This is a genomic window from Pseudomonas sp. DF5 (assembly GCF_058148225.1).
On the sequence record NZ_JBYVYM010000013.1, the window covers coordinates 100,305 to 124,479 of the forward strand.

The following is a 24,175-nucleotide window of genomic DNA, read 5'->3' on the forward strand; positions in this document are numbered from 1 at the left end:
CCAAAGCAGTCAACGCATCACATCTGACACACCGGGTTTGCCGGCCTTGCGACTGCTTCGCAGCCGAACGGGAGCAAGCTCCCTCGCCACAGTCTGAAATGCTACTCCCCGTCCCAATAATCCACGCCATCAGCCTGCCTCGCGACGGCGACGAAGCCCGACGCATTGCCCTCGGCATCGACCTTGAAATCGTCCATCACCGCGTATTTGCCGGAGTCCGGGTATTCGCAAATGTCCGGTGATTGCTGGCTGCTGACCGCCAGGTAGCGCAACTCGCCCTGGCTGTTGTTGATGATCTGATGCGCGGTTTCAGGCCCGCCCGCCGGGCAGGCGATCACGTCCCCGGCGCGGATCGGAAAGCGTTCGGCGCCAAGGCGAACCTCCCCTTCCCCGGCCACGATGTAGAACATCTCTTCGTTGACCCGATGGCTATGAAACGGACTGCCGCGCATGCCTGGCTCCAGGGCATACAACCGATAACCCAGCTTTTGCGCGCCCAGTTGCTGGCCAATGCGGGCCTGGCGTTGTTGATAGCGGCCGGCGGCTTCACCGGTGGGGGCAAAACCTTCGGGCAGCGGTACAAGTTCGACCTGATTCAGGTTGAGAATGGCAGGATGCATGGGAACCTCGGCCACGGTGACTGGAGAGCAAATCTTCGCTTGCTGGCGAGCAGTATAGGCCGGGATATTCGCGGCAATGGCTGGAGACCGAGTCTCGGCAATCGCGAGCAAGCCACGCTCCCACAAGGTCAGCGCAGAACCTGTAGGAGCGTGGCTTGCCCGCGAAGGGGCCAGTACAGCCAACACATTTTGGGATGATCAGCTCCGGGCAAACGCCACGGCCTTTTGAAACTGTTCATCGGTCGGCCGTACGCCGGTGTACAGCACAAACTGTTCCAGCGCCTGGATCGCAATCACTTCGAGCCCGGTGATGACTCGTTTGCCTTCAGCACGAGCACGCACAATCAACGGTGTTTCCGAGGGGATTGCCACTACGTCGAAGACAGTTTCAGCAGCAGCGATGGCTTCAGGGGGAAACGCCAGTTGATCGGCTTCCGGGCCACCGGTCATGCCGATCGGCGTGACGTTGATCAGCATCTGCGGGCGTTGAGCACCCAGTTCCGCCTGCCATTGGTAACCCAGCGATTCGGCCAGGGCACGCCCGGCGCGTTCGTTACGGGCCACGATCAAGCCGTTTTTGTAGCCGCCATCGCGCAAGGCACTGGCCACGGCCTTGGCCATGCCGCCGCTGCCGCGCAGGGCAAAGGTCGAATCCTTGGGCACCTGGTGGGTTTCAAGCAACTGGGCGACGGCGATGTAATCGGTGTTGTAGGCCTTGAGGTGGCCGTTGGTGTTGACGATAGTGTTGATCGATTGAATGGCTTCCGCCGATGCGTCCAGTTCATCGACCAGCGCGATGCAGGCCTCCTTGAACGGCATCGACACGCCGCAACCCCGAATACCCAATGCACGAATGCCGCTGACAGCCCCCGTCAGATCCTGGCTGCTAAAGGCCTTGTAATAAAAATTCAGCCCCAGTTGTTCGTACAGATGATTGTGAAACCGCAGGCCGAAATTGCCGGGGCGCCCCGAGAGTGACATGCACAACTGGGTGTCTTTGTTGGGGTTCATCTGCATCCGAATCTCCTTCAATAGCACTTTCAGATGGACGGAAATAACCATTCCACCGAATTGTGGTCGATCATAAGGGTATGTCTGTACCAGACAGCCCCGTAAAGAAACCGGTACAGACCTTACACAAAATTTACCCAATGGCTGTGCTGATTTTCAAAAAAACGCTGTCTTAGAAGTATCCCCGCGACAACTTGTTTCTATTGCAGACGCAAGCGCCGGGTCGAAGAACCGAGGACTTATCATGATCCGTAAAATCCCCACAGTAGCCTTGCTGATCGGTGCTCTCGCTATCGCAGGGCAGGCAGAAGCAGGTGGTCGTGGCTGGGAAGGTCCGGCTGTGTTTGGTGCGATCGTCGGCTCGGCAATCATCGGCTCAGCAATTATCGGCCGCGACCGGCCGGTGTATGTAGAGCAACCGGTTTACGTTCAGCCTCAACCGGTTTACGTACAGCCACCGCCCGTTTACTACCAACCGGCGCCGGTCTACGTCCAACAACCGATGTATTACCGCCCGGCACCGATTTATTACGGTCCGCCACGCGGCTACTATGGCCCACCGCACGGTTACTATGGCCATCCCCATGGTTATTACCGTGGCGACCGCTGGTAACAGACTCATCAGGCCCCGCCTCAATAGCGGGGCCTTTTTTGTGGCCGCAGGGCGAGCCAAGTCTGAATAAATCTCGTCAAGGTCGCTGTCGGGACAGTCCCGGCAGGTAAAGTTGGTCATATTTATGTCATGACAGGCCCGCAAGCTTGATCTGTCCATAAACAACAGGTTGATAAAAACAAGGACGACCTCATGCCCACACAAAACCCGCACCGCATTGTCGGCCTGTGCACGTCTAGCAAGGTGTACAACGCACTGACCGAACTCAAGCACCTGGAAGGCCATCGCAGCGCCAAGTTTCTCTCGCTGCTGGCGGAAAACCTGGTGCGCAAAGGCCTGCTCAATGAGCAGGAAGTCGTGCATATGCTCGATCAAGTCGTGGACTGACCACCAACACTCACCGGCGTCAATGACGACTATCGAGAGCGTTGATTGTCCGTTCAAGCGCCCGATCCGTAAGGTAGCCCCATAGATTGATGGAGGTACTTATGGCTCAGGTTCAAATTATGTCCGTTATCGGCAGCGCCGTTCCCGCACCGCTCAGAGCACTGGGATTGCTCGCCTGTTGGTATCTGGTGCAGGACGGCGAACCGATCAGCGGCCCGCTCACCTCGCTTCCTGACGCCCAGGCTCTGTCGCAACGTATCGGCTCAGGCCAGCTCAGCGCTTAAGGCAGCTGAATCCGCTGTTTGGTATCGACGAAAATCGCCCAGCTCGACATAAACAACGCAGCAATCAACGGGCCGATGACAAAACCATTCAGGCCGAAAATCGCCAGACCGCCCAGGGTCGAGATGAGAATCAGGTAGTCGGGCATTTTGGTGTCCTTGCCCACCAGGATCGGCCGCAGCACGTTGTCCACCAACCCGATCACGAACACCCCGAACAACGCGAGCACCGTGCCCTGCCAGATCGCACCGCTGAGCAGGAAGTACGCCGCCACCGGCACCCAGACGATACCCGCCCCCACCGCCGGCAACAGCGACAGGAATGCCATCAACACCGCCCAGAGCAGCACGCTCGGGATATCCAGAAACCAGAAAATCAACCCGCCCAACGCCCCTTGCGTGATCGACACCAGCAAACTGCCCTTCACCGTGGCCCGCACCACCCGATTGAACTTGAGTTGCAAGCGGCGCTTTTGATTATCTTCCAGAGGTATCGCCGCGCGAACCTTGCGTGCCAGTTCGGAGCCGTCCCGCAGAAAGAAAAACAGCAGATACAGCATGATGAAAAAACCCACCACGAAATCGAACGTCCCCTGGCCAAAACTGAACGCCTGAGACGCCAGAAACTGACTGCCTTGCATCATGCTCTTGATGATTTTCTCGCGAAGCCCGCTCAGCTCACCCATGCCGAAACGATCGAGCAAGTGCTGAAAGTACGGCGGCAAACTGTGTTTGAACTGCGACACATGCCCGGCAATGTCCAGTTCGCCGCTTTCGATTCGGCCATAAAGCGCCGCGCCCTCCTGAACCAGCAAGGTACTGATGATGATTACCGGCAGGATCGCAATCAGCACACATAGACTCAAAGTGCACAGGGCCGTCAGGTTGCGTGACCAACCAAATTTCAGCTGCAATTGATGCTGCAAGGGCGCAAACAGAATGCCGAGGATGGCCGCCCAGAACACCGCACCGTAGAACGGCAGCAGAATCCAGACAAAGGCAAAGGTCACCACAGCCAGCAAGACCATCAGCGAAGTGTTCTGGAGCTTCGTTTCGTTCATGTCCGGTCCATGCCAATGCGCAGAGGCGAAAATTCGCGTCCTTATGTTTAGTCCGCCACGGTTGTCGCGAGTGCCATCTGTTTGTTGGTCAAGCATAGATCCAGATCAATAAACCCCGCGTGCAGGTCGCTTACCCTTGCCGGCTTTTGCGATCGACACTGCCATGACTTGCGCCATGCCACTCATCCCCCCGGAACTGCTCGCCCCGGCCGGCACCCTGAAAAACATGCGTTATGCCTTCGCCTACGGCGCCGATGCGGTATACGCCGGCCAACCGCGCTACAGCCTGCGGGTGCGTAACAACGAATTCGATCACACCAACCTCGCGCTCGGCATCAGCGAGGCCCAGGCTCAGGGCAAGCGCTTTTATGTGGTGGTGAACATCGCCCCGCACAACGCCAAGCTGAAAACGTTCCTCAAGGATCTGGAACCGGTGATCGGCATGGCGCCGGACGCGCTGATCATGTCCGATCCCGGCCTGATCATGCTGGTGCGCCGGCACTTCCCGCAGATGCCAATCCACCTGTCGGTGCAAGCCAACACGGTGAACTGGGCCAGCGTCGAGTTCTGGCAGCAACAGGGCTTGAGCCGGATCATCCTGTCCCGCGAACTGTCGCTGGAAGAAATCGCCGAAATCCGCCAGCACGTCCCGGCGATGGAGCTGGAAGTGTTCGTACACGGCGCGTTGTGCATGGCCTATTCCGGGCGCTGCCTGTTGTCGGGCTACATGAACAAGCGTGACGCCAATCAGGGCAGCTGCACCAATGCCTGTCGCTGGAAATACTCGGCGACACCGGCCAGCGAAAATCAACTGGGTGAAATCGTCCAGCACCACTCACCCGAACCGACCCTGGGCCTCGGTACGCCGACCGATCAGGTGTTCCTGTTGCAAGAAGCCAATCGCCCCGGCGAACTGATGCCGGCATTCGAGGATGAACACGGCACCTACATCATGAACGCCAAGGACCTGCGCGCGGTCCAGCATGTCGAGCGCCTGACACAGATGGGCGTGCATTCACTGAAGATCGAAGGCCGGACCAAATCGCATTTCTATTGCGCGCGCACCACCCAGGTTTATCGCCGCGCGATCGACGATGCGGTGGCTGGCCGAGTGTTCGATCGCAGCTTGATGACTGATCTGGAGTCCCTCGCTCAGCGCGGCTACACCGAAGGTTTTCTGCGCCGGCACGTGCATGACGAATACCAGAACTACCAGAACGGCAGCTCGGTTTCAGAGCGCCAACAGTTCGTTGGGGAGTTGACCGGCGAACGCCGCGACCGGCTGGCCGAGGTACGGGTGAAGAATCGTTTTGGCCTGGGCGATCACATGGAACTGATGACGCCCAAGGGCAACTTCCACTTCGACCTGCATCAACTGCAGAACCTCAGGGGCGAGGCGATTGAAGTGGCGCCTGGGGATGGGCACACGGTGTATTTGCCGATTCCGGATGCGGTGGATTTGCGTTATGGATTGCTGATGCGCGATATAGCGCCCCTGTAGGAGCGAGGCTTGCCCGCGAAGAACGATGACGCGTAATACCTGAAAAAACGCGGTGTATTCTTCGCGGACAAGTCGGATCGCCGCACTGCTCGCTCCTACGCACTGACGAATCAGGTGCCGCCCGCCGAAAAGCGGTCGCGGCTGTTGGTCAGGTGCAACCACATCGCCGCCCGCGCAGCATCCGGATCCTGGCGCTTGATGGCGTTGAGAATCGCCTCGTGTTCGAGGTTGGCGAGTTGCCCCAGCTTGCTCAAGTCCGCTGACCCGCGCTCGGCGGCATTGACGCGGGTGCGGGGAATCATCGCATTGCCCAAGTGCTGCATGATCTCTGTGAAGCATACATTGCCGGTGGCTTCGGCGATCAGCAGGTGGAAACGTTTGTCGGCCTCGACGCAGCTGTCATTGTTGGTCAGCAAACTCTGATAGTCATCCAGCGCTTCACGCATCTGCGCCAATTGCTGATCGGTACGACGCACCGCCGCCAGCGCGGCGGCCTGGGTTTCCAGGCCCATGCGCAACTCCAGAATGCTGCGCACCCCCAGCGCGGTATCGACATTCAGCCGCAACCCCTGCTCTGGCGCGCGCTCGATGACAAAGGTGCCGATGCCGTGACGGGTTTCCACCAGCCCTGAAGCCTGCAATTTCGAAATCGCCTCGCGCACCACCGTACGGCTGACCCCATGCTCCTGGACAATCGAGTTCTCCGACGGCAGCTTGTCCCCCGGCAGCATCTGGCCGAGCAAAATGCTCTGGGTCAGCTTGACCACCAGATCATGGGCCAGGTTGTGAGCGCGCTTGCGGGCGGGTGCGTCGATGTCTTCTTGCATGGTGATTATCCGTAAGGCAGGGCTATCCGGATCGTAGCACCGGAATCGATTGGAATCCCCAGAAAACAGCCTCAAACTTGTATGACAACACTCAACAAATTGACCGCTAGAACACCATCACAACCCCACACCCGACCCAAAAAAGCATAGAAATCACCCGACAAATAGCCATTTTATTGGACAACAGTGCTTGTCGAATCAAAAAAGCAAGTTGTATGATGTCTATCAACAACGCTACACCCAGCCACACCCCGCATAAAAATAACGAGTGGGAGAAAAACAAGTGAATACATCCATATCCGGGATGAACGATGGCGCCGATTCGGTCCTGAAGTCCGCCATCTCAAAAGTGAAACGCCACGTCCTGCCGCTGTTCGTGATCATGTTCATCGTCAACTACATCGACCGTGTGAACATCGGCTTCGTCCGCGCCCACATGGAACATGACTTAGGGATTGGCGCTGCCGCCTACGGCCTCGGAGCCGGTCTGTTTTTCATCGGTTACGCACTGTTCGAAGTCCCCTCCAACATCCTCCTGCAAAAAGTCGGCGCGCGAATCTGGTTGACCCGCATCATGCTGACCTGGGGCCTGGTGGCCGCCTGCATGGCGTTCATCCAGAACGAAACCCACTTCTACATCCTGCGGTTTCTGCTTGGTGTGGCTGAAGCCGGGTTCTTCCCCGGAGTAATTTATTACTTCACCCGCTGGTTGCCTGGCGCGGAACGCGGCAAGGCAATTGCGATCTTCCTCAGCGGTTCGGCTATTGCGTCGCTGATCTCCGGCCCGCTGTCAGGGTTGCTGCTGCAAATCAACGGTTTGGGCATGCACGGCTGGCAATGGATGTATTTCATCGAGGGCATGTTCTCGGTCGGGTTGTGCGTGTTCGTCTGGCTCTGGCTGGACTCCAAACCCCACGACGCCAAATGGCTGACCCTGGCCGAACAGGACGCGCTGGTCAAAGCCATCGATGACGAACAACTGGCCCGCGAAGCCGCGACGCCGATCAAACCGTCGCTGGGCACACTGCTCAAGGACCGCCAGATCATTCTGTTCTGCCTGATCTACTTCTTCATTCAATTGACCATCTATGCCGCGACTTTCTGGCTGCCGAGCATCATCAAGAAAATGGGCGACCTGAGCGACATCCAGGTCGGCTTGTTCAACTCGATTCCGTGGCTGCTGTCGATCGTCGGCATGTACGCCTTTGCCTCGCTGTCGGGCAAATGGAAGCACCAGCAAGCCTGGGTCGCCACTGCCCTGCTGATCGCTGCGGCGGGGATGTTCATGTCCACCACCGGTGGGCCGATCTTCGCCTTCGTTGCAATCTGCTTCGCCGCATTGGGTTTCAAATCGGCTTCGTCGCTGTTCTGGCCGATTCCCCAGGCGTACCTGGATGCGCGGATCGCCGCCGGCGTGATCGCGCTGATCAACTCGGTGGGCAACCTCGGCGGCTTCGTGGCGCCGACCACCTTCGGTTTGCTGGAAGAACACACCGGTTCAATCCAGGGCGGGCTCTACGGCCTGGCCGCCACCTCGATCATCGCCGCGATCATCGTCTTCGCCGCGCGCAATAAACCGAAACCCGCACCGGCCGTTGCACTGGGCAAACCAGCGCCGAATCACGCTTGAACATTGGTTTAAAGGACAAAAAAATGAACCCACAAGAAGCCGCAAAAGCCCCGATCATCACCAGCATGCAGGTTGTGCCGGTGGCTGGCCACGATGGCATGCTGCTCAATCTAAGCGGCGCCCACGGCCCGTTCTTCACCCGCAATATCGTGATCCTCAAGGACAACGCCGGTCACACCGGCGTTGGCGAAGTACCCGGTGGCGAGCGCATTCGCCAGACCCTGGAAGACGCGCGCGCACTGGTGGTCGGCAGCCCGATCGGCACGTACCAGAAGATCCTCAATCAAGTGCGCCAGACCTTCGCCGATCGTGATGCCGGTGGTCGCGGTTTACAGACATTCGACCTGCGCATCACCATTCACGCGGTCACCGGCCTGGAAGCGGCCCTGCTGGACTTGCTTGGCCAGCACCTGGACGTGCCGGTCGCCGCTTTGCTCGGCGAAGGCCAGCAGCGTGATGAAGTGAAGATGCTCGGCTACCTGTTTTACGTCGGTGATCGCAACGAAACCGATCTGGCTTATCGCGGTGAGCCGGACGCCGACAATGACTGGTTCCGCCTCCGTCACGAAAAAGCCATGAGCGCCGACGCCGTGGTGCGCCTGGCTGAAGCCGCCCACGCCCGCTATGGCTTCAAAGACTTCAAACTCAAGGGCGGGGTGTTGCGCGGCGACGAGGAAATCGAAGCGGTCACCGCCCTCGCTGAACGCTTCCCCGATGCGCGCATTACCCTCGACCCGAATGGCGCCTGGTCGCTCAAGGAAGCGATCCGCCTGTGCCGGGATCAGCATCACGTCCTGGCTTACGCCGAAGACCCGTGCGGCGCGGAGAATGGTTACTCGGGGCGAGAAGTCATGGCTGAATTCCGTCGTGCCACGGGCCTGAAAACCGCGACCAACATGATCGCCACCGATTGGCGGGAAATGGGCCACGCGATCCAGTTGCAGTCGGTGGACATTCCGTTGGCCGACCCGCACTTCTGGACCATGCAGGGCTCGGTGCGGGTCGCACAGATGTGCCACGAATGGGGCCTGACCTGGGGCTCGCATTCCAACAACCACTTCGACATATCCCTGGCCATGTTCACCCACGTCGCGGCCGCTGCGCCGGGTGAGATCACCGCCATCGACACCCACTGGATCTGGCAGGACGGCCAGCGCCTGACCAAAGCGCCGCTGCAAATCGTCGACGGCTGCGTGCAGGTGCCGAAAAAACCTGGCCTGGGAGTTGAGCTGGACATGGATCAACTGGCCAAGGCCCATGAACTGTACAAAGGCATGGGGCTCGGCGCGCGGGATGACAGCGTGGCGATGCAGTTTCTGATTTCGGGATGGAAGTTCGATAACAAGCGGCCGTGCCTGGTGCGCTAAACCTCTGGAAACACCGCTCCCACAGGGAGTGGTCTTCACACTAGTTCATCTGGGCCGCTTGCAGCAGCCAGCCCCGGAACGCCGCCATCGCCGACGTTTCGGGGCGCGACTGCAAGCGGGTCAGCCAGTAGCTGCCGGTGGTGATCCCGATGGCGAACGGCTGCTCGATTGCACCCGCCGCCAGATGCCGGGCAAACATCAGCGGCGGCGCCAATGCCACACCTGCTCCTTGCAGCGCCGCCTCCATCATCGCCAACGACGAATCGAAGACGATGCTTCGAGGCAGTACGGTATGGGACGAAAGACCGGTCGCCTGAAACCATTCCGGCCACTCATCCGTGCGATAGGAGCGCAACAGTGTTTGCTGCAACAGATCCTCTGGCGTCTGCAATTGCCGGGCAATCTCTGGAACGCAGAGCACCGACAGCGGCGCCTCGATCAACCGCACCGCTTCAATCCCATGCCACGCTCCCGCACCAAAGCGGATGGCGTAATCCAGACCTTCAGCGGCCACATCGACCCGATTGTTATTGGTCGACAGGCGCAAATCTATGAACGGATGTTTCTTCTGAAAATCCGCCAATCGCGGCAACAGCCAACCGACCGCGAACGTCCCCACAGCGCCCACCGTCAGCACCTCACGAAAATGCCCGCCTTCGAAACGCTCCAGAGTTTCGGCAATCCGGTCGAAGGATTCGCACAATACCGGCAGCAGGGTTTCACCTTCACTGGTCAGCATCAGCCCACGGGGCAGGCGTTTGAACAAAGTCACGTTAAGCTGGGCTTCAAGACTCTTGACCTGATGGCTCACCGCCGCCTGCGTCACGCACAACTCCACCGCCGCCCGGGTGAAACTCAAATGACGCGCCGACGCCTCGAAAGCGCGCAGCGCATTCAGCGGCAGATGAGGTCGAATCATGCCCACTCCCAAAATTTTCTAATGGCTCATCCGAAATATCGTCGTTTGTCAGCCTTCACCAAACTGCATAGATTTGGCTCGCCCAGCAGTGGACCGGCTTGAAAAACCGCTCGGAGTGTAGCGGTTAACATCCTCTGAAATCATGGAAAGTAACTCAATCATGCCCACGAACAATCAAAAAAGACTCTTGCCCTACAGCGTTTTCGCACTCTTCCTCGGTGCCAGTCACAGCTTTGCTGACGAGCGCATCGAATCCATCGTCAATACCGCCATTGAACCGGTGATGCAGCAACAGCAGATTCCCGGCATCGCAATCGCGATTACCGTCAATGGCCAACCGCATTACTTTAACTACGGCGTGGCCTCGAAAGAGAACGGCAAGGCAGTCACCGAAGACACCCTGTTCGAGATCGGTTCGGTGAGCAAAACCTTCACCGCCACCCTCGCCGCCTACGCCCAGGCGAGCGGCAAACTGTCCTTGTCGGACAACGCCAGTCAGATTCTGCCAGCCCTGCGCGGCAGCGCCTTCGACAACATCAGCGTGCTGCAACTCGGCACCTACACCGCCGGCGGCCTGCCCCTGCAATTCCCTGGCGAGGCAGACCATCAGGACAAGATGCTCGACTATTTCAAGCAGTGGAAACCCATCTACGCCGCCGGCACTCATCGCCAGTATTCAAACCCCAGCCTTGGGCTGTTCGGCTATCTGGCAGCCCAGAGCATGGGGGCGCCGTTCGATGAGCTGATGGAAAAAACCTTGTTGCCGAAACTCGGCCTCAAACACACTTACCTCAAGGTGTCGCAGGATCAGATGGGGCTTTACGCCCAGGGTTACACCAAGGACGACAAGCCTGTGCGGGTCGAGCCGGGTGCACTGGATTCCGAAGCGTATGGCGTGAAAACCAGCGCCTCGGATCTGCTTCGCTATGTTGAAGCGAATATGAATCCCGCTTCGCTGGAAAAGCCTTTGCAGCAAGCGATCGCCATCAGTCATACCGGTTACTACACGGTTGGTGGCATGACTCAAGGGCTGGGGTGGGAGCTCTACAACTACCCGGTGACACTCGACACATTACTGGCTGGCAACTCGTCGCAGATGGCGATGGAGGCCCATGAAGTCCAGTGGCTGACCCCACCGCAACCTCAACGCGACACTTTGCTGATCAACAAAACCGGCTCAACCGGCGGCTTCGGCGCCTATGTCGCTTTTATCCCGGCGAAGAACATCGGCATCGTGATCCTGGCCAACAAAAACTACCCGAATCCGGAGCGAGTCAAAATTGCCTACCAGATTCTGAGTGCGCTGACCAAATAGCCGAGGGCGACGCCCCGTAGCAGCTGCCGAGCCTGGAAATCATTGGCCGGATTGGCACAGAACCTGTGGCGAGGGAGCTTGCTCCCGCTGGGCTGCGCAGCGGCCCCAAACCCATCACCGCGTTGCATCAGATAGCCCTCGGATGCCGGATTTACGACTGCTACGCAGCCGAACGGGAGCAAGCTCCCTCGCCACAATGGATCACCAAGTTTCAGATTTCCGTTGGCAAACAAAATGGGCGACCCGTTGAGGTCGCCCATTTTCGTTACTGCATTTAAATCTGTGCCTGCAATCGTCGCCCGATCACATCCATCAAATCACAGCCGTCGCGCAACGGAATCGCCAGCACCCGCGCGAAGTCCTGCAACAGCAATGCCTCGCGGCTGATCCCCTCGCCGATGGAGAGGGTTTCCAGTAGTTGAGTCACGCTTCTGATGCGGTAGGCCGCCGTGTCATGCAACACATCCACAGGCGCTTCGGTATCAATCAGCAACGACGGGATTCTGCAGTCGATGCCCGTAATCGGCATGTATCGAGCCATAGCTGAACCTCCCTGATCAATGTTGAGTGCCTGGCTGAACAGCAGACACGCCTTCGGGCGGATCGATAGTGTCCAGCGCGCGGTTCACCAGCAATTCGGCGACCACCGCCAACTGCTGAATCGACAGCGCCACGTTGCGGTTGGAGCTTTCCAGCTTGCAGGCCAGATCGGTGATCAGGACATTCAGGGACGCGAGGGTTTCGCAGGCGTGGCTTAGCAGGGTTTCTGTGTGGACACCGGGGACGATGGTGAAGATGTGGCTGATCGGGTCGGCGCGCCTGGGGTTACGTAAACGAGCGCTGATGGCGGGTTCGGTCACTTCGGAAAGTTCGACGGGATCTAGGGAATCATCATCGGCTTGGGTTTCGGGAGGGTTAGGCGTTTGTTTCTTCATATGGGAAGTACTCTGTTGAGTTTCAGGGGGAGCTACCCATCTCACTTCCACATGAGGGTGGCAGCTGTACGCAGGTGTGGAAGACCAGGGAAACTCACCAAAACCCGGCGCACCCGACGGTGCTCCCGCGCACAGCCGCCATAACGCGGCAATGTTGACATAAAAAATGTCGCCATGCGCTTTACAAGCGTTGGTAAGTATCTCTGACCACGGACTTCCACATCCGACCACTGATTTTGCAGCGGCAGAAGAAGGTTATCCGGGCAGTCGACGGGGCGATAGTTCATGGAATGCGCTACGTCTTGCAGGAAATGTCCGACGCAAACGAAGGCGCAGACTTAACGTCCTAGGACGCCCCGACTCCGTAGCAGCTGCCGAGCCTGCGAGGCTGCGTTCGGCCGCGAAGCGGTCGTCATCCGGTGAACGCGATTTGCCTGAAAGCACGCGGTGGCAGGTTTGGCGACTGCTGCGCAGCCGAACGCAGCCTCGCAGGCTCGGCAGCTGCTACGGACGATCGGGGGATAAACGAAAAATGGTCAAGACGCAGAACCTGTGGGATCGCCGCACCGCACGCTCCCACAGGATTTTCGTCGCTCAGATTTCTTGACTGACCAGCGAAAATTCAATCATCCGGCTGCTCAGCCGGCTTGGCAGGCTTCGCCGGTTTGCCTTTGGCGCCTTTAGCACCTTTGACCGGTGCGACTTCAGCCACCGGCGCTGGCACCGGTACCGTTGCTTCCTTCTCGGCCGTCGGCAACTGGTCGACGGTGTTGAATATCTCTTTCAACTCGACTGCATCCGACTGCTCAAGCTTCTTTTCGCCATCCTTGCCGATCAGGATAATTTTGCTCTTCGCCCCGGCACCCAGCTTGAGCGAGCGGATCAACGCCATCGTCGATTGCGGGTCGAGGTCTTTGCCGTCCCGTTGGCCCATCGTATTGATCACGGTGTACAGCACCATGTTTCGATCGGTGAAGCCCTTGCGGTTGGCAGAGTCGTCCAGTGATTTTTTCAGGTTGAGCCAAACCGGGTCCACCGAACTGGGCGCGATGACAATCAGGGGTCGAGCCCGGCCCACGTCTTTAACCAGCGGGGAATCGTCATCGGCGGCGAATGAAGGACCGACGAAAGCCAACAGGGTAGCCAGGGTCAAAGACCTGATGAGCATGCGCATCTCCTTTTGATATCCACGCTCTAATGATTGCGCATCGCGGTGATCGTTCCGGGCGATGCACCGCGATTGTGTTCCGCCTTGCCCAAGCTTAGGTCAGGGCGGTCATTGCGCAACAGCCTGAGCTAATCTCATAGCTGATTCATCGTGAGGGTTTATCCATGAGCGCTCAGCTGAACCACACCATCGTCTGGTGCCGTGACAAACAGGTTTCGGCACGCTACCTGACCGACCTCCTCGGCCTGCCCGATCCCGAGCCGTTCGGGCCGATGCTGGTGGTCAAGTTCGATAACGGGGTGTCGCTGGATTTCTACAACAACGACCCGCCCATCGCGTCCCAACACTATGCGTTCTTGATTGGAGACGACGACTTCGATGCGGCCTTCGCTCGCCTGCAGGCGATCAAGCAGCCGTGGTGGGCCGACCCCGGTAAGCAGCGGCCCAACGAGATCAACGATTACGCCGGTGGCCGGCGTGTGTATTTCGATGACCCGGACGGGCATCTGCTGGAGATTTTTACTCGGGAAGAAGTATCGGATCAGAAAGCCAGTTTATAGCCAATCAGCACCAGCATCGTCGCCAGACACGGACGCAGCAGTTCGTCGGAGATGCGCCCGGTCAAATGGCTGCCCAGGTAAATCCCTGGCAGCGAGCCGACCAGCAAGAAGCCCAACACGTGCCAATCCATGTTGCCCATGCTTGCGTGGCCCAGGCCGGCGACCAGGGTCAGGGGCACCGCGTGAGCGATTTCGGTGCCGACCAGGCGACGAGTGGGCAGCAGCGGATACAGGATGAACAGCGCAACGGTGCCCAGGGCGCCAGCGCCGATGGAGGTCAGGGCCACCATGGTGCCGAGGACCAGACCGGTGATCACGGTCAGTGCATTCAACCGGGAACCGCTGGGGTTGTAGTGGCCGCCCGCCCGTTTGTGGGCGAAATCGAGCAAGCGTTTCTTGAAGAAAATCGCCAGCGCCGTAGCGAACAATACGAAACCCAGCGCCTGTTTGATGATGGCGTTCATCGCCTCGGGCGAGGTCTGCAAAGTGCTCAGGAACCACAGCGTCAGGGCCACCGCCGGCACACTGCCGAGGGTCAGCCAACCGGTGATCGCCCAGTCGATATTCTTGTTCTTGCGATGAACCAGTACACCACTGGATTTGGTAATGGCCGCGTACAGCAAATCCGTGCCCACCGCCGTGGCCGGGTTAACGCCGAACCACAGCAGGATCGGCGTCATCAACGAACCGCCCCCGACGCCGGTCATGCCGACAATAAAGCCGACCACCAGACCTGCCACGACCAACCCGAAATTACCGAAATCCATTAATACGTCCAGAAATTCGCAATAAACAAACCGGTCAGCAGCATAGCGATTTTTCTTATAACCACATATATCGATGCGGTCTATCGTTATGCCAATTCACCGATCTGGAACAGCGATCTCCTCCTCAATACCAATCCCTTGTGGGAGCGGGCTTGCTCGCGAAGGCAGTGTGTCAGTCAACATAAACGTTGAATGTTAAACCGCTTTCGCGAGCAAGCCCGCTCCCACAAGGAAATCGTGTTCTAACTGACACAGCATCACTCGTCTTATTGCACCGGCAAAAAATTCAAAAACAGCAAACTCTGAGCGTAGTTGAGGCCGATCCGCCGGTACCGTTCGTCGAGCATCTGGGTCAGCAGGTCCAGCCGCGCGACGATCTTGCCGAACTCCACGGCAAAACTCAGGTTGCTGCCCTCCTCCGAAATTTCATTGGAGAACAGCAAAGGCTCGCCTTGCCTGTTTTGCCGCTGGCTCAAGATCCAGGTGGCTTTTTCGATGTTGCGCGCGGCATTGCTGACGAAGGTCGGGTTGAGCGCATCCGTCATGTAGAACTCCAGCCGATTGCCATGGGCCGTCACCAGCATGCTGCCGATGGCATAGATGAACGCGCCGACCCGGTCACCGAGGAACTCCGGGCTCATGGCAAAGCTCAGCGCCGCCAGGTCTTTTTTGCCGCCGAGCGTGGGCAGCGGCTCTTGCTGTTCGATGGCCATGCGCACTTGTTTTTCTGCGGTGCCGACATCCAGGAAGCCGGACTTTTTCAGCTCATCCGGGTTGCGCAGGTAGAGCTTGTTCATCAGCAGGTAGAGGCTTTCGAGGTTGTCGCGCATCGTCAGGGTCGCCATGCGGTCGACGCTGGTCTGGAGGAATTCCTGGGGTTTGCCATTGCGAAACTGGCTGATGACATCGTTGCCCGGCTGATGGCTGCAGCCACTGACGAAGAGCATCGACAGGCTAATCAGCAGCAAGCAATGACGGCGAATGTGCAGGGTAAAACGGGGTAAAACTCGAGCCATGGGTTCTTGAACTTGGGCATGGGCCGGCGGTGGGGATCGCCGCAGGCTGGCCAAGGATAGAACCGTGAAAGCTGAAAAAGTGCAGTACCGGTGGTCCGTAAGCGCGGGCTATCGCAAAAGATCGCTCAAATTAGTCATACTTTATAATTGCAATACTTGAGACATAGACTATAAATCCTTCCTTGATCGCGCTAAATCACGATCATTAGTATGACTACTTCTTAAAAACAACAAAAAGGAAGGTCAACCATGCTTCAATCCCGACACCTGCTCTCTGGCCTCGGACTCTCCCTGATGATCGCCACCCTCTCCGCTCACGCCACTGGTTTGTCCAGCGAACAAAAAGCCTTCGGCAAAACCAATGACGGCACACCCGTCGAGCAATACATTTTGCGCAACAGCCATGGCCTGCAGGCCACGGTCATTACCTACGGCGGGATTCTCCAATCGCTGAAAGTGCCGGACAAAAACGGCAAGCTCGACGATGTGGTGCTCGGCTTCGATGACGTGCAGAGTTATCAAAGCGGCAAGGCGTTCTTCGGCGCGACCATCGGCCGCTTCGGCAATCGCCTGGCCAATGGTGCCTTCGAGCTGGACGGCAAACGCTTTCAGGTGCCACTCAACGACGGCACCAATTCGCTGCACGGTGGGGCTCAAGGGTTCGACAAGCGGGTGTGGAAAGCTGAACCGAGCAAGGGCAAGGATTCAGTGGGCGTAACGCTGACGTACCTGTCGGCGGATGGCGAAATGGGCTTTCCGGGAAACCTGAAAACCGAGGTCACCTACAGCCTCACCGAGAACAATGAGCTGCGCATCGACTACAAGGCCAGCACCGATAAACCCACAGTGCTGAACCTGACCAACCACAGCTATTTCAATCTGGCCGGCGCGGGTAACGGCGATGTGTTGAAGCAACTCGCCACCTTGCACGCCACCCGTTATACGCCGGTCACCGGCAAACTGATTCCCACCGGCGAACTGGCCCCGGTCGCCGGCACGCCGATGGACTTCACCCAACCGACCGCCATCGGTCAACACATCAAGGCCGATCACCCACAGTTGAAATTCGCCGAACCGAAACAAGGTGGTTTTGATTTCAACTGGGTGCTGGATGCCAAGGGCGACCTGGGCAAACTCGCCGCCGATGTCAGCGATCCGCAATCCGGCCGTCGCTTGCAGCTCTACACCACCGAACCTGGCGTACAGTTCTACACCAGCAACTTCCTCGACGGCACGGTCAAGGGCAAGGCCGGCAAGATTTACCCGCATTGGGGTGCCTTTACTCTGGAAACCCAGCATTATCCAGACTCACCGAACCAGCCGGCCTTCCCGTCCACGCGGCTGGATCCGGGCAAGACCTATGCCCAGACCACCGTGTTCAGGTTTTCAGCCCGCTAGTTCAAACAAGATCGCAGTCCGCGGCAGCTCCAATATCGCGGGTATAACCCCGCCCCCGCGGGCTGCGATCTTTCATGATGGCGACGGAACCACCCTGCTATTTTGCTGCCAACTGTAGTATCGATCGGACTTAGACAAGGAGGATTCATGCGTACTCTTGAGCTGGCCGGCCGCCCTGTGCCGGTCATCGGCCAAGGCACCTGGCACATGGGAGAGGAACGCTCCCAACACACCAAGGAAGTTGCAGCGCTGCGCCTGGGCATCGAGTTGGGCATGACCCTGATCGACACCGCTGAAATGTACGCTGAAGGAGGCGCTGAAGAGGTGGTGGGTGAAGCCATTGCAGGCCTGCGTGACCAGGTTTTCCTCGTCAGCAAGGTCTACCCCCACAACGCCAGCCGCAGAGGTATCCCCCAGGCCTGCGAACGCAGTCTGCGGCGGCTGAATACCGATTACATCGATCTCTACCTGTTGCACTGGCGCGGTGAGTATCCCCTTGAAGAAACCGTCGAAGCCTTCGAACGCCTGCGCGAAGACGGCAAGATCGGCCGTTGGGGTGTGTCCAACTTCGACCTGGATGACCTGGAAGAACTGGCTTCACCGGCCTGCGCCACCAATCAGGTGCTGTATAACCTGGAAGAGCGCGGCATCGAATTCGATCTACTGCCCTGGAGCCAACAGCAGAAAATGCCGGTGATGGCTTACTGTCCAATCGGCCAGGGCGGGCATATGCTGGCCAATCCAACGCTCAAGCAGGTTGCCGCCCGTCACCAGGCGACACCTGCGCAGGTAGCGCTGGCATGGATTCTGCGTCAGAGCGGAGTGATCGCTATCCCCAAAGCGGTCCACCCCGAGCATGTGCGACTCAACGCACAAGCGACACAACTGAGTCTGGATGCTGGGGATCTGGAGGCGCTGGACCAAGCGCTTCGCGCGCCACAACGCAAGCAGCGGTTGGCCATGGTCTGAGCCAGCACGGTTATATCAGAGGGCATCGGCATGAGAAGTACCGATCAGCTCGACTCTTTCAATTTGCCACGCTTCGTCCAGGCGCAGAACCCTGTGTTTGAGTGGGTTCAGGATGAACTGCGCGCCGGCCAGAAGCGCCGACACTGGATGTGGTTCATCTTTCCGCAGTTTGCCGGGTTGGGTGACAGCGAAATGTCCCGCTACTTCGCCATTCGCTCCAGTGAGGAAGCTGCGGCGTACCTGGAGCATCCGTTGCTGGGGCCACGCTTGCGCACCTGCACGCAACTGGTGCTGGATGTTCCTCAACGCTCGATTACCAGGATTTTCGGTCACCCCGACAACCTCAAGTTTCACTCATCGATGACGCTGTTCGCCCAGGTTTCGCCAAAAGGCAGCCTGTTCCATCAGGCGCTGGATCAGTACTTTCACGGCATACCGGATGACTGGACGCTGTCGCTGCTGGACTCAAAACAGGCCCAGCTGCCCACCAATCAGCGTTGAGAAATCGTCATCCACGAACGGCAGGATCGCATCCGCCACCGGTTGCAGCTGTCGGGTGACGTAATGGTCGTAGTCGATGGGCGCGCTGCGCACTTCCAGCGGCTCGGGGCCGGCGACCGTGATCACGTAACTGATCCAGCCGCCGTTGTGATATTGCCGTGGCCGCCCCTGCTGGTCGTTGTAGTCATCGGCAATCCGCGCAGCCCGTACATGGGGCGGCACGTTGCGTTGATAGTCATCAAGGGGGCGACGCAGGCGTTTGCGGTAGATCAGGCGCTCGTCGAACTCACCGGCCAAGGTCTTGCACACATAGTCACGTACGTAATCCTGATAGGGCTTGCGATTGAAGATGCGCAGGTACAGCTCCTGCTGGAATTGCCGGGCCAGCGGCGACCAGTCGGTGCGCACGGTTTCCAGGCCTTTGTAGACCATTTCGTCGGTGCCGTCGGCGCGGGTGACCAGCCCGGCATAGCGCTTCTTGCTGCCCTCCTCGGCGCCACGAATGGTTGGCATCAGAAAGCGTTTGTAGTGGGTTTCGAACTGCAGTTCCAGGGCACTTTCCAGCCCGTACTCCTGCTTCACATGCTCGCGCCACCATTGGTTGACGTGGTCCACCAGCGCGTGGCCGATCTGCGCGGCTTCGGCCTGACCATGGGGGCGGCGCAGCCAGACAAAGGTCGAGTCGGTGTCGCCATAGATCACCGCGTGGCCCTTAGCTTCGATCAATTGACGGGTGCGCCACATGATCTCGTGCCCACGCAAGGTGATGGATGAGGCCAGTCGCGTATCGAAGAAGCGGCAACCGCTGGAACCGAGTACGCCGTAGAACGCATTCATGATGATCTTCAGAGCCTGCGACAACGGCGCATTGTGCTCGCGCTTGGCGGTTTCGCGGCCTTCGGCGACCCGGGCGACGATGGCCGGCAGGCAATGCCGGGTCCGTGAGAAACGGGCACCGCGAAAACCCGGCACCGACTCGCTATCGTCGGGGTGTTTGAGCCCTTCGATCAAGCCCACCGGGTCGATCAGGAAGGTGCGGATGATCGACGGATAAAGGCTTTTGTAATCGAGCACCAGCACCGATTCGTACAGCCCCGGTTGCGAGTCCATGACAAACCCGCCGGGGCTGGCCTGCGGTGGTTTATTGCCAAGGTTCGGCGCGACGAAGCCCTGGCGGTGCATCAACGGCATGTACAAATGGGTGAACGCCGCCACCGAGCCGCCGCTGCGATCCGCCGGCAAACCGGTGACGCTGGCGCGCTCCAACAGAAAGGTCAGCAACTCGGTCTTGGCGAAGATCCGCGTCACCAGTTCGCAGTCCTTGAGGTTGTACTTGGCCAGGGCCGGCTTGTCCTCGGCGAACATGCGGTTGATTTCGTCCATGCGCTGGTACGGGTTGTCGATCGACTTGCCCTCGCCCAACAGGGTTTGCGCGACGTTTTCCAGACTGAACGAGGGGAAGCTCCAGGTCGCCGAACGCAGCGACTCGATGCCGTCGATGATCAACCGACCGGCAGCCGAGGCAAAATAATGATTGCCGCTGCCGTGCTCGCGCCACTGCATTTCTTCACCGCTACGCCCCAGCTTCAATGGCACCGCCAGGCGGCGGGCATGTTCGTGCAGCACCCGCAGGTCGAACTGCACGACGTTCCAGCCGATGATCGCGTCGGGATCATGTCGGGCGAACCATTCGTTGAGTTTTTTCAGCAACAGGGTTCGCGAGTCGCAGTATTCGAGCTGGAAATCCACCCCGCTGTCATCTCCATTGGGCGACCCGAGCATGTACACCTGGCGCTCGCCGCAGCCTTCCAGGGCGATGGAATACAGCTCGCCCTGCGCGGTGGTTTCGATGTCCAGCGAGACCAGCCGCAGGTTCGGCCGGTAGCCGGGGGCGGGCTTCATTTGCGCGTCGAGCAGCAGGCCGTCGGCACCGGGCGTGCCGCCGAACAAAACCGGCGCGGTGATGAACCGCTCCATCATGTAGCGTTCCGGCGGACGGATGTCGGCTTCGAACACCTCGACGCCCGATTTGCGCAGTGCGGTTTCCAGGCGCATCAGCTGGCCGTGCTGTTGGCAATACAGGCCGAGCACCGGGCGGTGCTCGAAGTCCAGAAGCGCCAATGGCCGCAGCTCGACATTCTTTTCGCCGCGCAACACCGTTTCGGCTTGCTCGCGCATGGCCTGTGGAATGAACGCGACCGACGGTTGATGCGGCAGGCGGATGCGCCGGGGACCGGCATCGGTCGCCAGCCAGAACTCGACTTCGGTGCCGGCCGGGGTATCGCGCCAATGCCGGGTCAGGACGAAGCCCTGCTGTAAATCCACCACTGTAACCTCAAAATTGATACTGAGGCGTAATTCTACGCGCCATTGGGCAACCGTGTGGATGCGCCGGGACAGGCCGCTTCACCTGTCATGTATGACAGGTTACACACCTCTCTTACGTTGATAGCATCGAGGCTTGGAGAAACCCCTTTGCCATGACCGATGCAATGCATCGAAGGAGGTTGAGAGATGGATCTCACCGTGCATCGGAACACCCCATCAGTGACTGTCTATGATGGTCGCGGCCTGGCGGTTCGCCAGGTAGCCTACCTGCGCAAGAGCACTGGCGCTCCTCTGGAAACACTCATCACCCGACAGCGTCATGACGTCGCAGGCAGAGCGGTGGAGCACTGGGATCCACGCCTGTACGGCTCGAGGTCTAACCTGACGACAGTCCATGGGCTGGCCGGTCAAGCGCTGAAGGTCGACAGCGTCGACTCCGGCTGGCGTCTGAGCCTGTTGGGAGTGGCCGGTGAAGTCCTCAATCGCTGGGATGAGCGCGGTAATCAATGGCGAAATACCTACGATGATCAATTGCGCATGTTGGCGGTTGACGTCAATGCTCAACCGAACGTCGAGGTCTTGACCTATGGGCAGGCCGATGCGGATCCAGGGCGAAACCTGCGTGGTCAGTTGATCAAGAAAGTCGATCCTTCGGGCTCGATGGCATTCGGCTCCTTTAGCCTCCATTACCTGCCTTTTGAAGAAATCCGCACCTTATTCGATGGCAGCGCCTACACCACACGATGGCGCTACGGTGCAGACGGCAAGGCGCTGAGCCAGACGGATGCCGGCAATCATCAGCAACATTCACGCTACGATATTGCCGGGCAACTCAAGCAGGTAACGCTGCAAATCGATGCCAGCGATACCATTCAGGACATCCTCAAGGACGCGCGGTACAACGCCGAAGGCCAGGTCATCGAACAACGACTCGGCAACGGCGTGACCAAAATCTGGATCTACGACCAGGCGGATGGTCGTCTGACGAACATGAAGGCCGGTGTACCTGGCCAGGCCCCGCGGCAAGATCTGGAATATGGCTATGACAACGTCGGTAACGTGCTGAGCATTAAAGATCACACCTTCAATCCGGTGTTCTTCGCCAACCAGTACATTGATGGAACCCGCCTGTTCACCTATGACTCGCTGTACCGGTTGGTCAGCGCCACCGGCCATGACACCACTCCGCCCTCTAGCATGCCGGGGCGTCCGTTGCCGAACGACCCCAACAATATCCTGAACTACACACAATTCTACGAGTACGACACGGGCGGCAACCTGACCAAATTGACTCATAGTCGCGCGGTGGGCGGCTACACCCATGAGATGTGCATTGACCCCTCAAGCAACCGTGGCGTGCGCTGGAAAGAGGAGGGTTCTGAACCCGATTTCTCAACGCTGTTTGACCGTCATGGCAATCTCAAGGCCTTGCAACCGGGCCAAGCCTTGCACTGGAACATCCTTGATCAGTTGGCCTCCGTCACGCTGATCAAGCGCAAGACAGGCCTCGACGATAAGGAAACCTATTGCTACAGCAAAGGCGAACGTGTCTATAAACACCACGAAACCCACACGTCAACGACCAGTCATTTTCACGATGTGCACTACGCTCCCGGCCTTGAAATACACACCCGTGAAACGGGTGAAGAGTTGCATGTCATCATCTTGCCGAGCGTGATCGGCAACGTGCGTTGCCTGCATTGGCTCAACGGTCACCCGGGGGACATCGATGCCGACCAGGTGCGCTACTGCCTCGACGACAATCAGGGTTCCAGTCTCATCGAACTCGATCAAACGGCCCGCCTGATCAGCCACGAAGAATATTATCCCTTCGGCGGCACAGCCTTGCTGAGAGCGGATTCGGTGCGGGAAGTCAGTTATAAAACCATCCGCTATTCGGGCAAGGAGATGGATGACAGCGGACTTTACTACTATGGACGGCGCTATTACGCGCCCTGGTTGCAGCGCTGGATCAGTGCCGACCCGGCGGGGGCTGTGGATGGGTTGAATCTGTATGCGATGGTGGGGAATAATCCGATGAGTTTTGTGGATATCCTCGGACTTGCCAAAGGAGACGCACTTACCAAGCGGGTAAGTGACCGAACTACCGCTATGCTCGCGGGGCCGAGCACTCATCCAGCGCCTATAGTAAAAGGCTCCGCGACCAAACAACTGGCGTCAGACGAGGCGCACTTTAAAGAGCATCCGGATGCGCGGTTCTCAAAAAATTTCAAATCCAACGTCGCTGTCGCGCATGCGGGAGCAGCAATTAAAGGCTCAACACCTGACGACACCATTTACATCACCGACACTTTCAACATCCCTTTAGAGAAAAATGTAACGCTTACTAAAGCCAAGCATGGTGTAGAGGTGCACAGAAATGCAGATGACGGTCTCGGTAGAGACAATCCGGTTGCAGGTGGCATCCTGAGATTCAGCGATCCTGATAAATACACCGAATATATGAGTAACCGGTATATCGAGCGAATCAGAGATCCCGCGCTAACTGTGAAAATCTACCAAGGGACGACATCTAAAACGATTAGCCTGGCAGGCGTAGAGTATGAACAAACACCACTTCATCCGCTGATAAAGAACCGTATTCAAGGTCATGTAGCGGCGAGCGAGGGTGACCTGCCCCAATCCAGTGGACTCCCTGCCGCCCACGCAGAAGTTCAAGCGGCCAATCTTGCGCTTTATATCCAGCAAGCGCAGACCGGGATAACTGACCCGGCGCTCATTGAGGTGGTGACGCAAAAACTACAAGGGGCGCAAGCAGCAGCTGCCTTTCCCGCCTGTTTCAACTGCACCCATATCTTGCTTGAGTCCTACGACAATACGTCAGCCTTTGATGTCTTGACAGGGAGAACGGCGACGACTCGTTCCCAGTGGAACAGCGCGATAGAGGAGTACCGATAGGGCAATATCCTTCTGGGGCCAAACACGCTAACGGCCTGAAAAAGACCGGTCTATCCGCAACGACAGACCGGTCGCGTGATGC

23 protein-coding genes are annotated in these 24,175 nt (G+C 58.4%); 12 read left to right on the forward strand and 11 right to left on the reverse strand.

Features of this window, described 5'->3' with window-relative positions:
* Positions 1-101: 101 nt before the first annotated feature.
* Both AC30D7_RS14270 and AC30D7_RS14275 read right to left on the reverse strand, forming a co-directional pair.
* Complete coding sequence (locus AC30D7_RS14270) at positions 102-620, reverse strand: cupin domain-containing protein (RefSeq protein WP_490134483.1); 519 nt, start codon at positions 618-620, stop codon at positions 102-104.
* A gap of 198 nt (positions 621-818) precedes the next feature.
* On the reverse strand, positions 819-1,637 hold the full coding sequence (locus AC30D7_RS14275; protein WP_018925409.1) for a shikimate 5-dehydrogenase: 819 nt from the start codon (positions 1,635-1,637) through the stop codon (positions 819-821).
* Positions 1,638-1,875: 238 nt separating this feature from the next.
* Between AC30D7_RS14275 and AC30D7_RS14280 the strand changes: the two genes are divergently transcribed.
* The 3 genes from AC30D7_RS14280 (at position 1,876) to AC30D7_RS14290 (ending at position 2,915) form a co-directional block, all read left to right on the forward strand.
* Entirely contained in the window at positions 1,876-2,244 is a 369-nt protein-coding gene (locus AC30D7_RS14280) for a hypothetical protein (protein WP_490134484.1), read from the forward strand.
* A 192-nt stretch (positions 2,245-2,436) separates the two neighbouring features.
* Positions 2,437-2,631 carry a hypothetical protein gene (locus AC30D7_RS14285; protein ID WP_018925407.1) on the forward strand — a complete coding sequence of 65 codons (195 nt, stop codon included), beginning with the start codon at positions 2,437-2,439 and terminating at the stop codon, positions 2,629-2,631.
* Between the two features lie 101 nt (positions 2,632-2,732).
* Positions 2,733-2,915, forward strand: a complete 183-nt coding sequence (locus tag AC30D7_RS14290) for a hypothetical protein (RefSeq protein WP_007940423.1) — start codon at positions 2,733-2,735, stop codon at positions 2,913-2,915.
* Here AC30D7_RS14290 and AC30D7_RS14295 read toward each other — a convergent pair.
* Complete coding sequence (locus AC30D7_RS14295; protein WP_490134485.1) at positions 2,912-3,973, reverse strand: AI-2E family transporter; 1,062 nt, start codon at positions 3,971-3,973, stop codon at positions 2,912-2,914. The genes AC30D7_RS14290 and AC30D7_RS14295 overlap by 4 nt on opposite strands.
* Before the next feature lie 175 nt (positions 3,974-4,148).
* On the opposite strand from AC30D7_RS14295, the gene trhP reads away from it, so the two are divergent.
* Positions 4,149-5,474, forward strand: coding sequence for a prephenate-dependent tRNA uridine(34) hydroxylase TrhP (trhP, locus tag AC30D7_RS14300; protein WP_490134486.1), 1,326 nt, complete (start codon positions 4,149-4,151; stop codon positions 5,472-5,474).
* A gap of 110 nt (positions 5,475-5,584) precedes the next feature.
* Here trhP and AC30D7_RS14305 read toward each other — a convergent pair whose 3' ends face one another.
* A complete protein-coding gene (locus AC30D7_RS14305; protein ID WP_490134487.1) occupies positions 5,585-6,301 on the reverse strand; it encodes a FadR/GntR family transcriptional regulator in 717 nt (238 codons plus the stop codon).
* Positions 6,302-6,584: 283 nt separating this feature from the next.
* Between AC30D7_RS14305 and AC30D7_RS14310 the strand changes: the two genes are divergently transcribed.
* Together AC30D7_RS14310 and gudD are read left to right on the forward strand one after the other, a co-directional pair.
* Positions 6,585-7,931 carry an MFS transporter gene (locus tag AC30D7_RS14310; RefSeq protein ID WP_490134488.1) on the forward strand — a complete coding sequence of 449 codons (1,347 nt, stop codon included), beginning with the start codon at positions 6,585-6,587 and terminating at the stop codon, positions 7,929-7,931.
* A 23-nt stretch (positions 7,932-7,954) separates the two neighbouring features.
* Positions 7,955-9,298, forward strand: a complete 1,344-nt coding sequence (gudD, locus tag AC30D7_RS14315; RefSeq protein ID WP_490134489.1) for a glucarate dehydratase — start codon at positions 7,955-7,957, stop codon at positions 9,296-9,298.
* A 40-nt stretch (positions 9,299-9,338) separates the two neighbouring features.
* On the opposite strand, the gene AC30D7_RS14320 is transcribed toward gudD, so the two are convergent.
* Complete coding sequence (locus AC30D7_RS14320; RefSeq protein WP_490134490.1) at positions 9,339-10,217, reverse strand: LysR family transcriptional regulator; 879 nt, start codon at positions 10,215-10,217, stop codon at positions 9,339-9,341.
* 160 nt (positions 10,218-10,377) lie between these two features.
* Between AC30D7_RS14320 and ampC the strand changes: the two genes are divergently transcribed.
* A complete protein-coding gene (gene ampC / locus AC30D7_RS14325) occupies positions 10,378-11,532 on the forward strand; it encodes a class C beta-lactamase (protein ID WP_490134491.1) in 1,155 nt (384 codons plus the stop codon).
* 274 nt (positions 11,533-11,806) lie between these two features.
* On the opposite strand, the gene AC30D7_RS14330 is transcribed toward ampC, so the two are convergent.
* From AC30D7_RS14330 to AC30D7_RS14340, 3 genes are all read right to left on the reverse strand, one after another.
* A complete protein-coding gene (locus tag AC30D7_RS14330; RefSeq protein WP_490134492.1) occupies positions 11,807-12,073 on the reverse strand; it encodes a hypothetical protein in 267 nt (88 codons plus the stop codon).
* 16 nt (positions 12,074-12,089) lie between these two features.
* Complete coding sequence (locus AC30D7_RS14335; protein ID WP_490134493.1) at positions 12,090-12,467, reverse strand: DUF6124 family protein; 378 nt, start codon at positions 12,465-12,467, stop codon at positions 12,090-12,092.
* A gap of 622 nt (positions 12,468-13,089) precedes the next feature.
* Positions 13,090-13,635, reverse strand: coding sequence for a DUF4174 domain-containing protein (locus tag AC30D7_RS14340; protein WP_490134494.1), 546 nt, complete (start codon positions 13,633-13,635; stop codon positions 13,090-13,092).
* Positions 13,636-13,799: 164 nt separating this feature from the next.
* On the opposite strand from AC30D7_RS14340, the gene AC30D7_RS14345 reads away from it, so the two are divergent.
* A complete protein-coding gene (locus tag AC30D7_RS14345) occupies positions 13,800-14,195 on the forward strand; it encodes a VOC family protein (protein ID WP_490134495.1) in 396 nt (131 codons plus the stop codon).
* Here the strand turns inward: AC30D7_RS14345 and AC30D7_RS14350 are convergent.
* On the reverse strand, positions 14,177-14,962 hold the full coding sequence (locus AC30D7_RS14350; RefSeq protein WP_490134496.1) for a sulfite exporter TauE/SafE family protein: 786 nt from the start codon (positions 14,960-14,962) through the stop codon (positions 14,177-14,179). The genes AC30D7_RS14345 and AC30D7_RS14350 overlap by 19 nt on opposite strands.
* A 266-nt stretch (positions 14,963-15,228) precedes the next feature.
* On the reverse strand, positions 15,229-15,978 hold the full coding sequence (locus AC30D7_RS14355; RefSeq protein WP_490134497.1) for a hypothetical protein: 750 nt from the start codon (positions 15,976-15,978) through the stop codon (positions 15,229-15,231).
* A 249-nt stretch (positions 15,979-16,227) separates the two neighbouring features.
* On the opposite strand from AC30D7_RS14355, the gene AC30D7_RS14360 reads away from it, so the two are divergent.
* From AC30D7_RS14360 to AC30D7_RS14370, 3 genes are all read left to right on the forward strand, one after another.
* Entirely contained in the window at positions 16,228-17,376 is a 1,149-nt protein-coding gene (locus AC30D7_RS14360; protein ID WP_490134498.1) for an aldose epimerase family protein, read from the forward strand.
* A gap of 147 nt (positions 17,377-17,523) precedes the next feature.
* On the forward strand, positions 17,524-18,345 hold the full coding sequence (locus AC30D7_RS14365; protein ID WP_490134499.1) for an aldo/keto reductase: 822 nt from the start codon (positions 17,524-17,526) through the stop codon (positions 18,343-18,345).
* Between the two features lie 30 nt (positions 18,346-18,375).
* Positions 18,376-18,846, forward strand: a complete 471-nt coding sequence (locus tag AC30D7_RS14370; protein ID WP_490134500.1) for a DUF1810 domain-containing protein — start codon at positions 18,376-18,378, stop codon at positions 18,844-18,846.
* On the opposite strand, the gene AC30D7_RS14375 is transcribed toward AC30D7_RS14370, so the two are convergent.
* The gene (locus AC30D7_RS14375; protein WP_490134501.1) at positions 18,811-21,171 is read right to left on the reverse strand and encodes a DNA polymerase II; all 2,361 of its coding nucleotides are present in this window, start codon (positions 21,169-21,171) and stop codon (positions 18,811-18,813) included. The two genes, AC30D7_RS14370 and AC30D7_RS14375, sit on opposite strands and share 36 nt — an antisense overlap.
* A 189-nt stretch (positions 21,172-21,360) precedes the next feature.
* On the opposite strand from AC30D7_RS14375, the gene AC30D7_RS14380 reads away from it, so the two are divergent.
* A complete protein-coding gene (locus tag AC30D7_RS14380) occupies positions 21,361-24,093 on the forward strand; it encodes an RHS repeat-associated core domain-containing protein (protein WP_490134502.1) in 2,733 nt (910 codons plus the stop codon).
* The last annotated feature ends 82 nt before the right edge of the window (positions 24,094-24,175 follow it).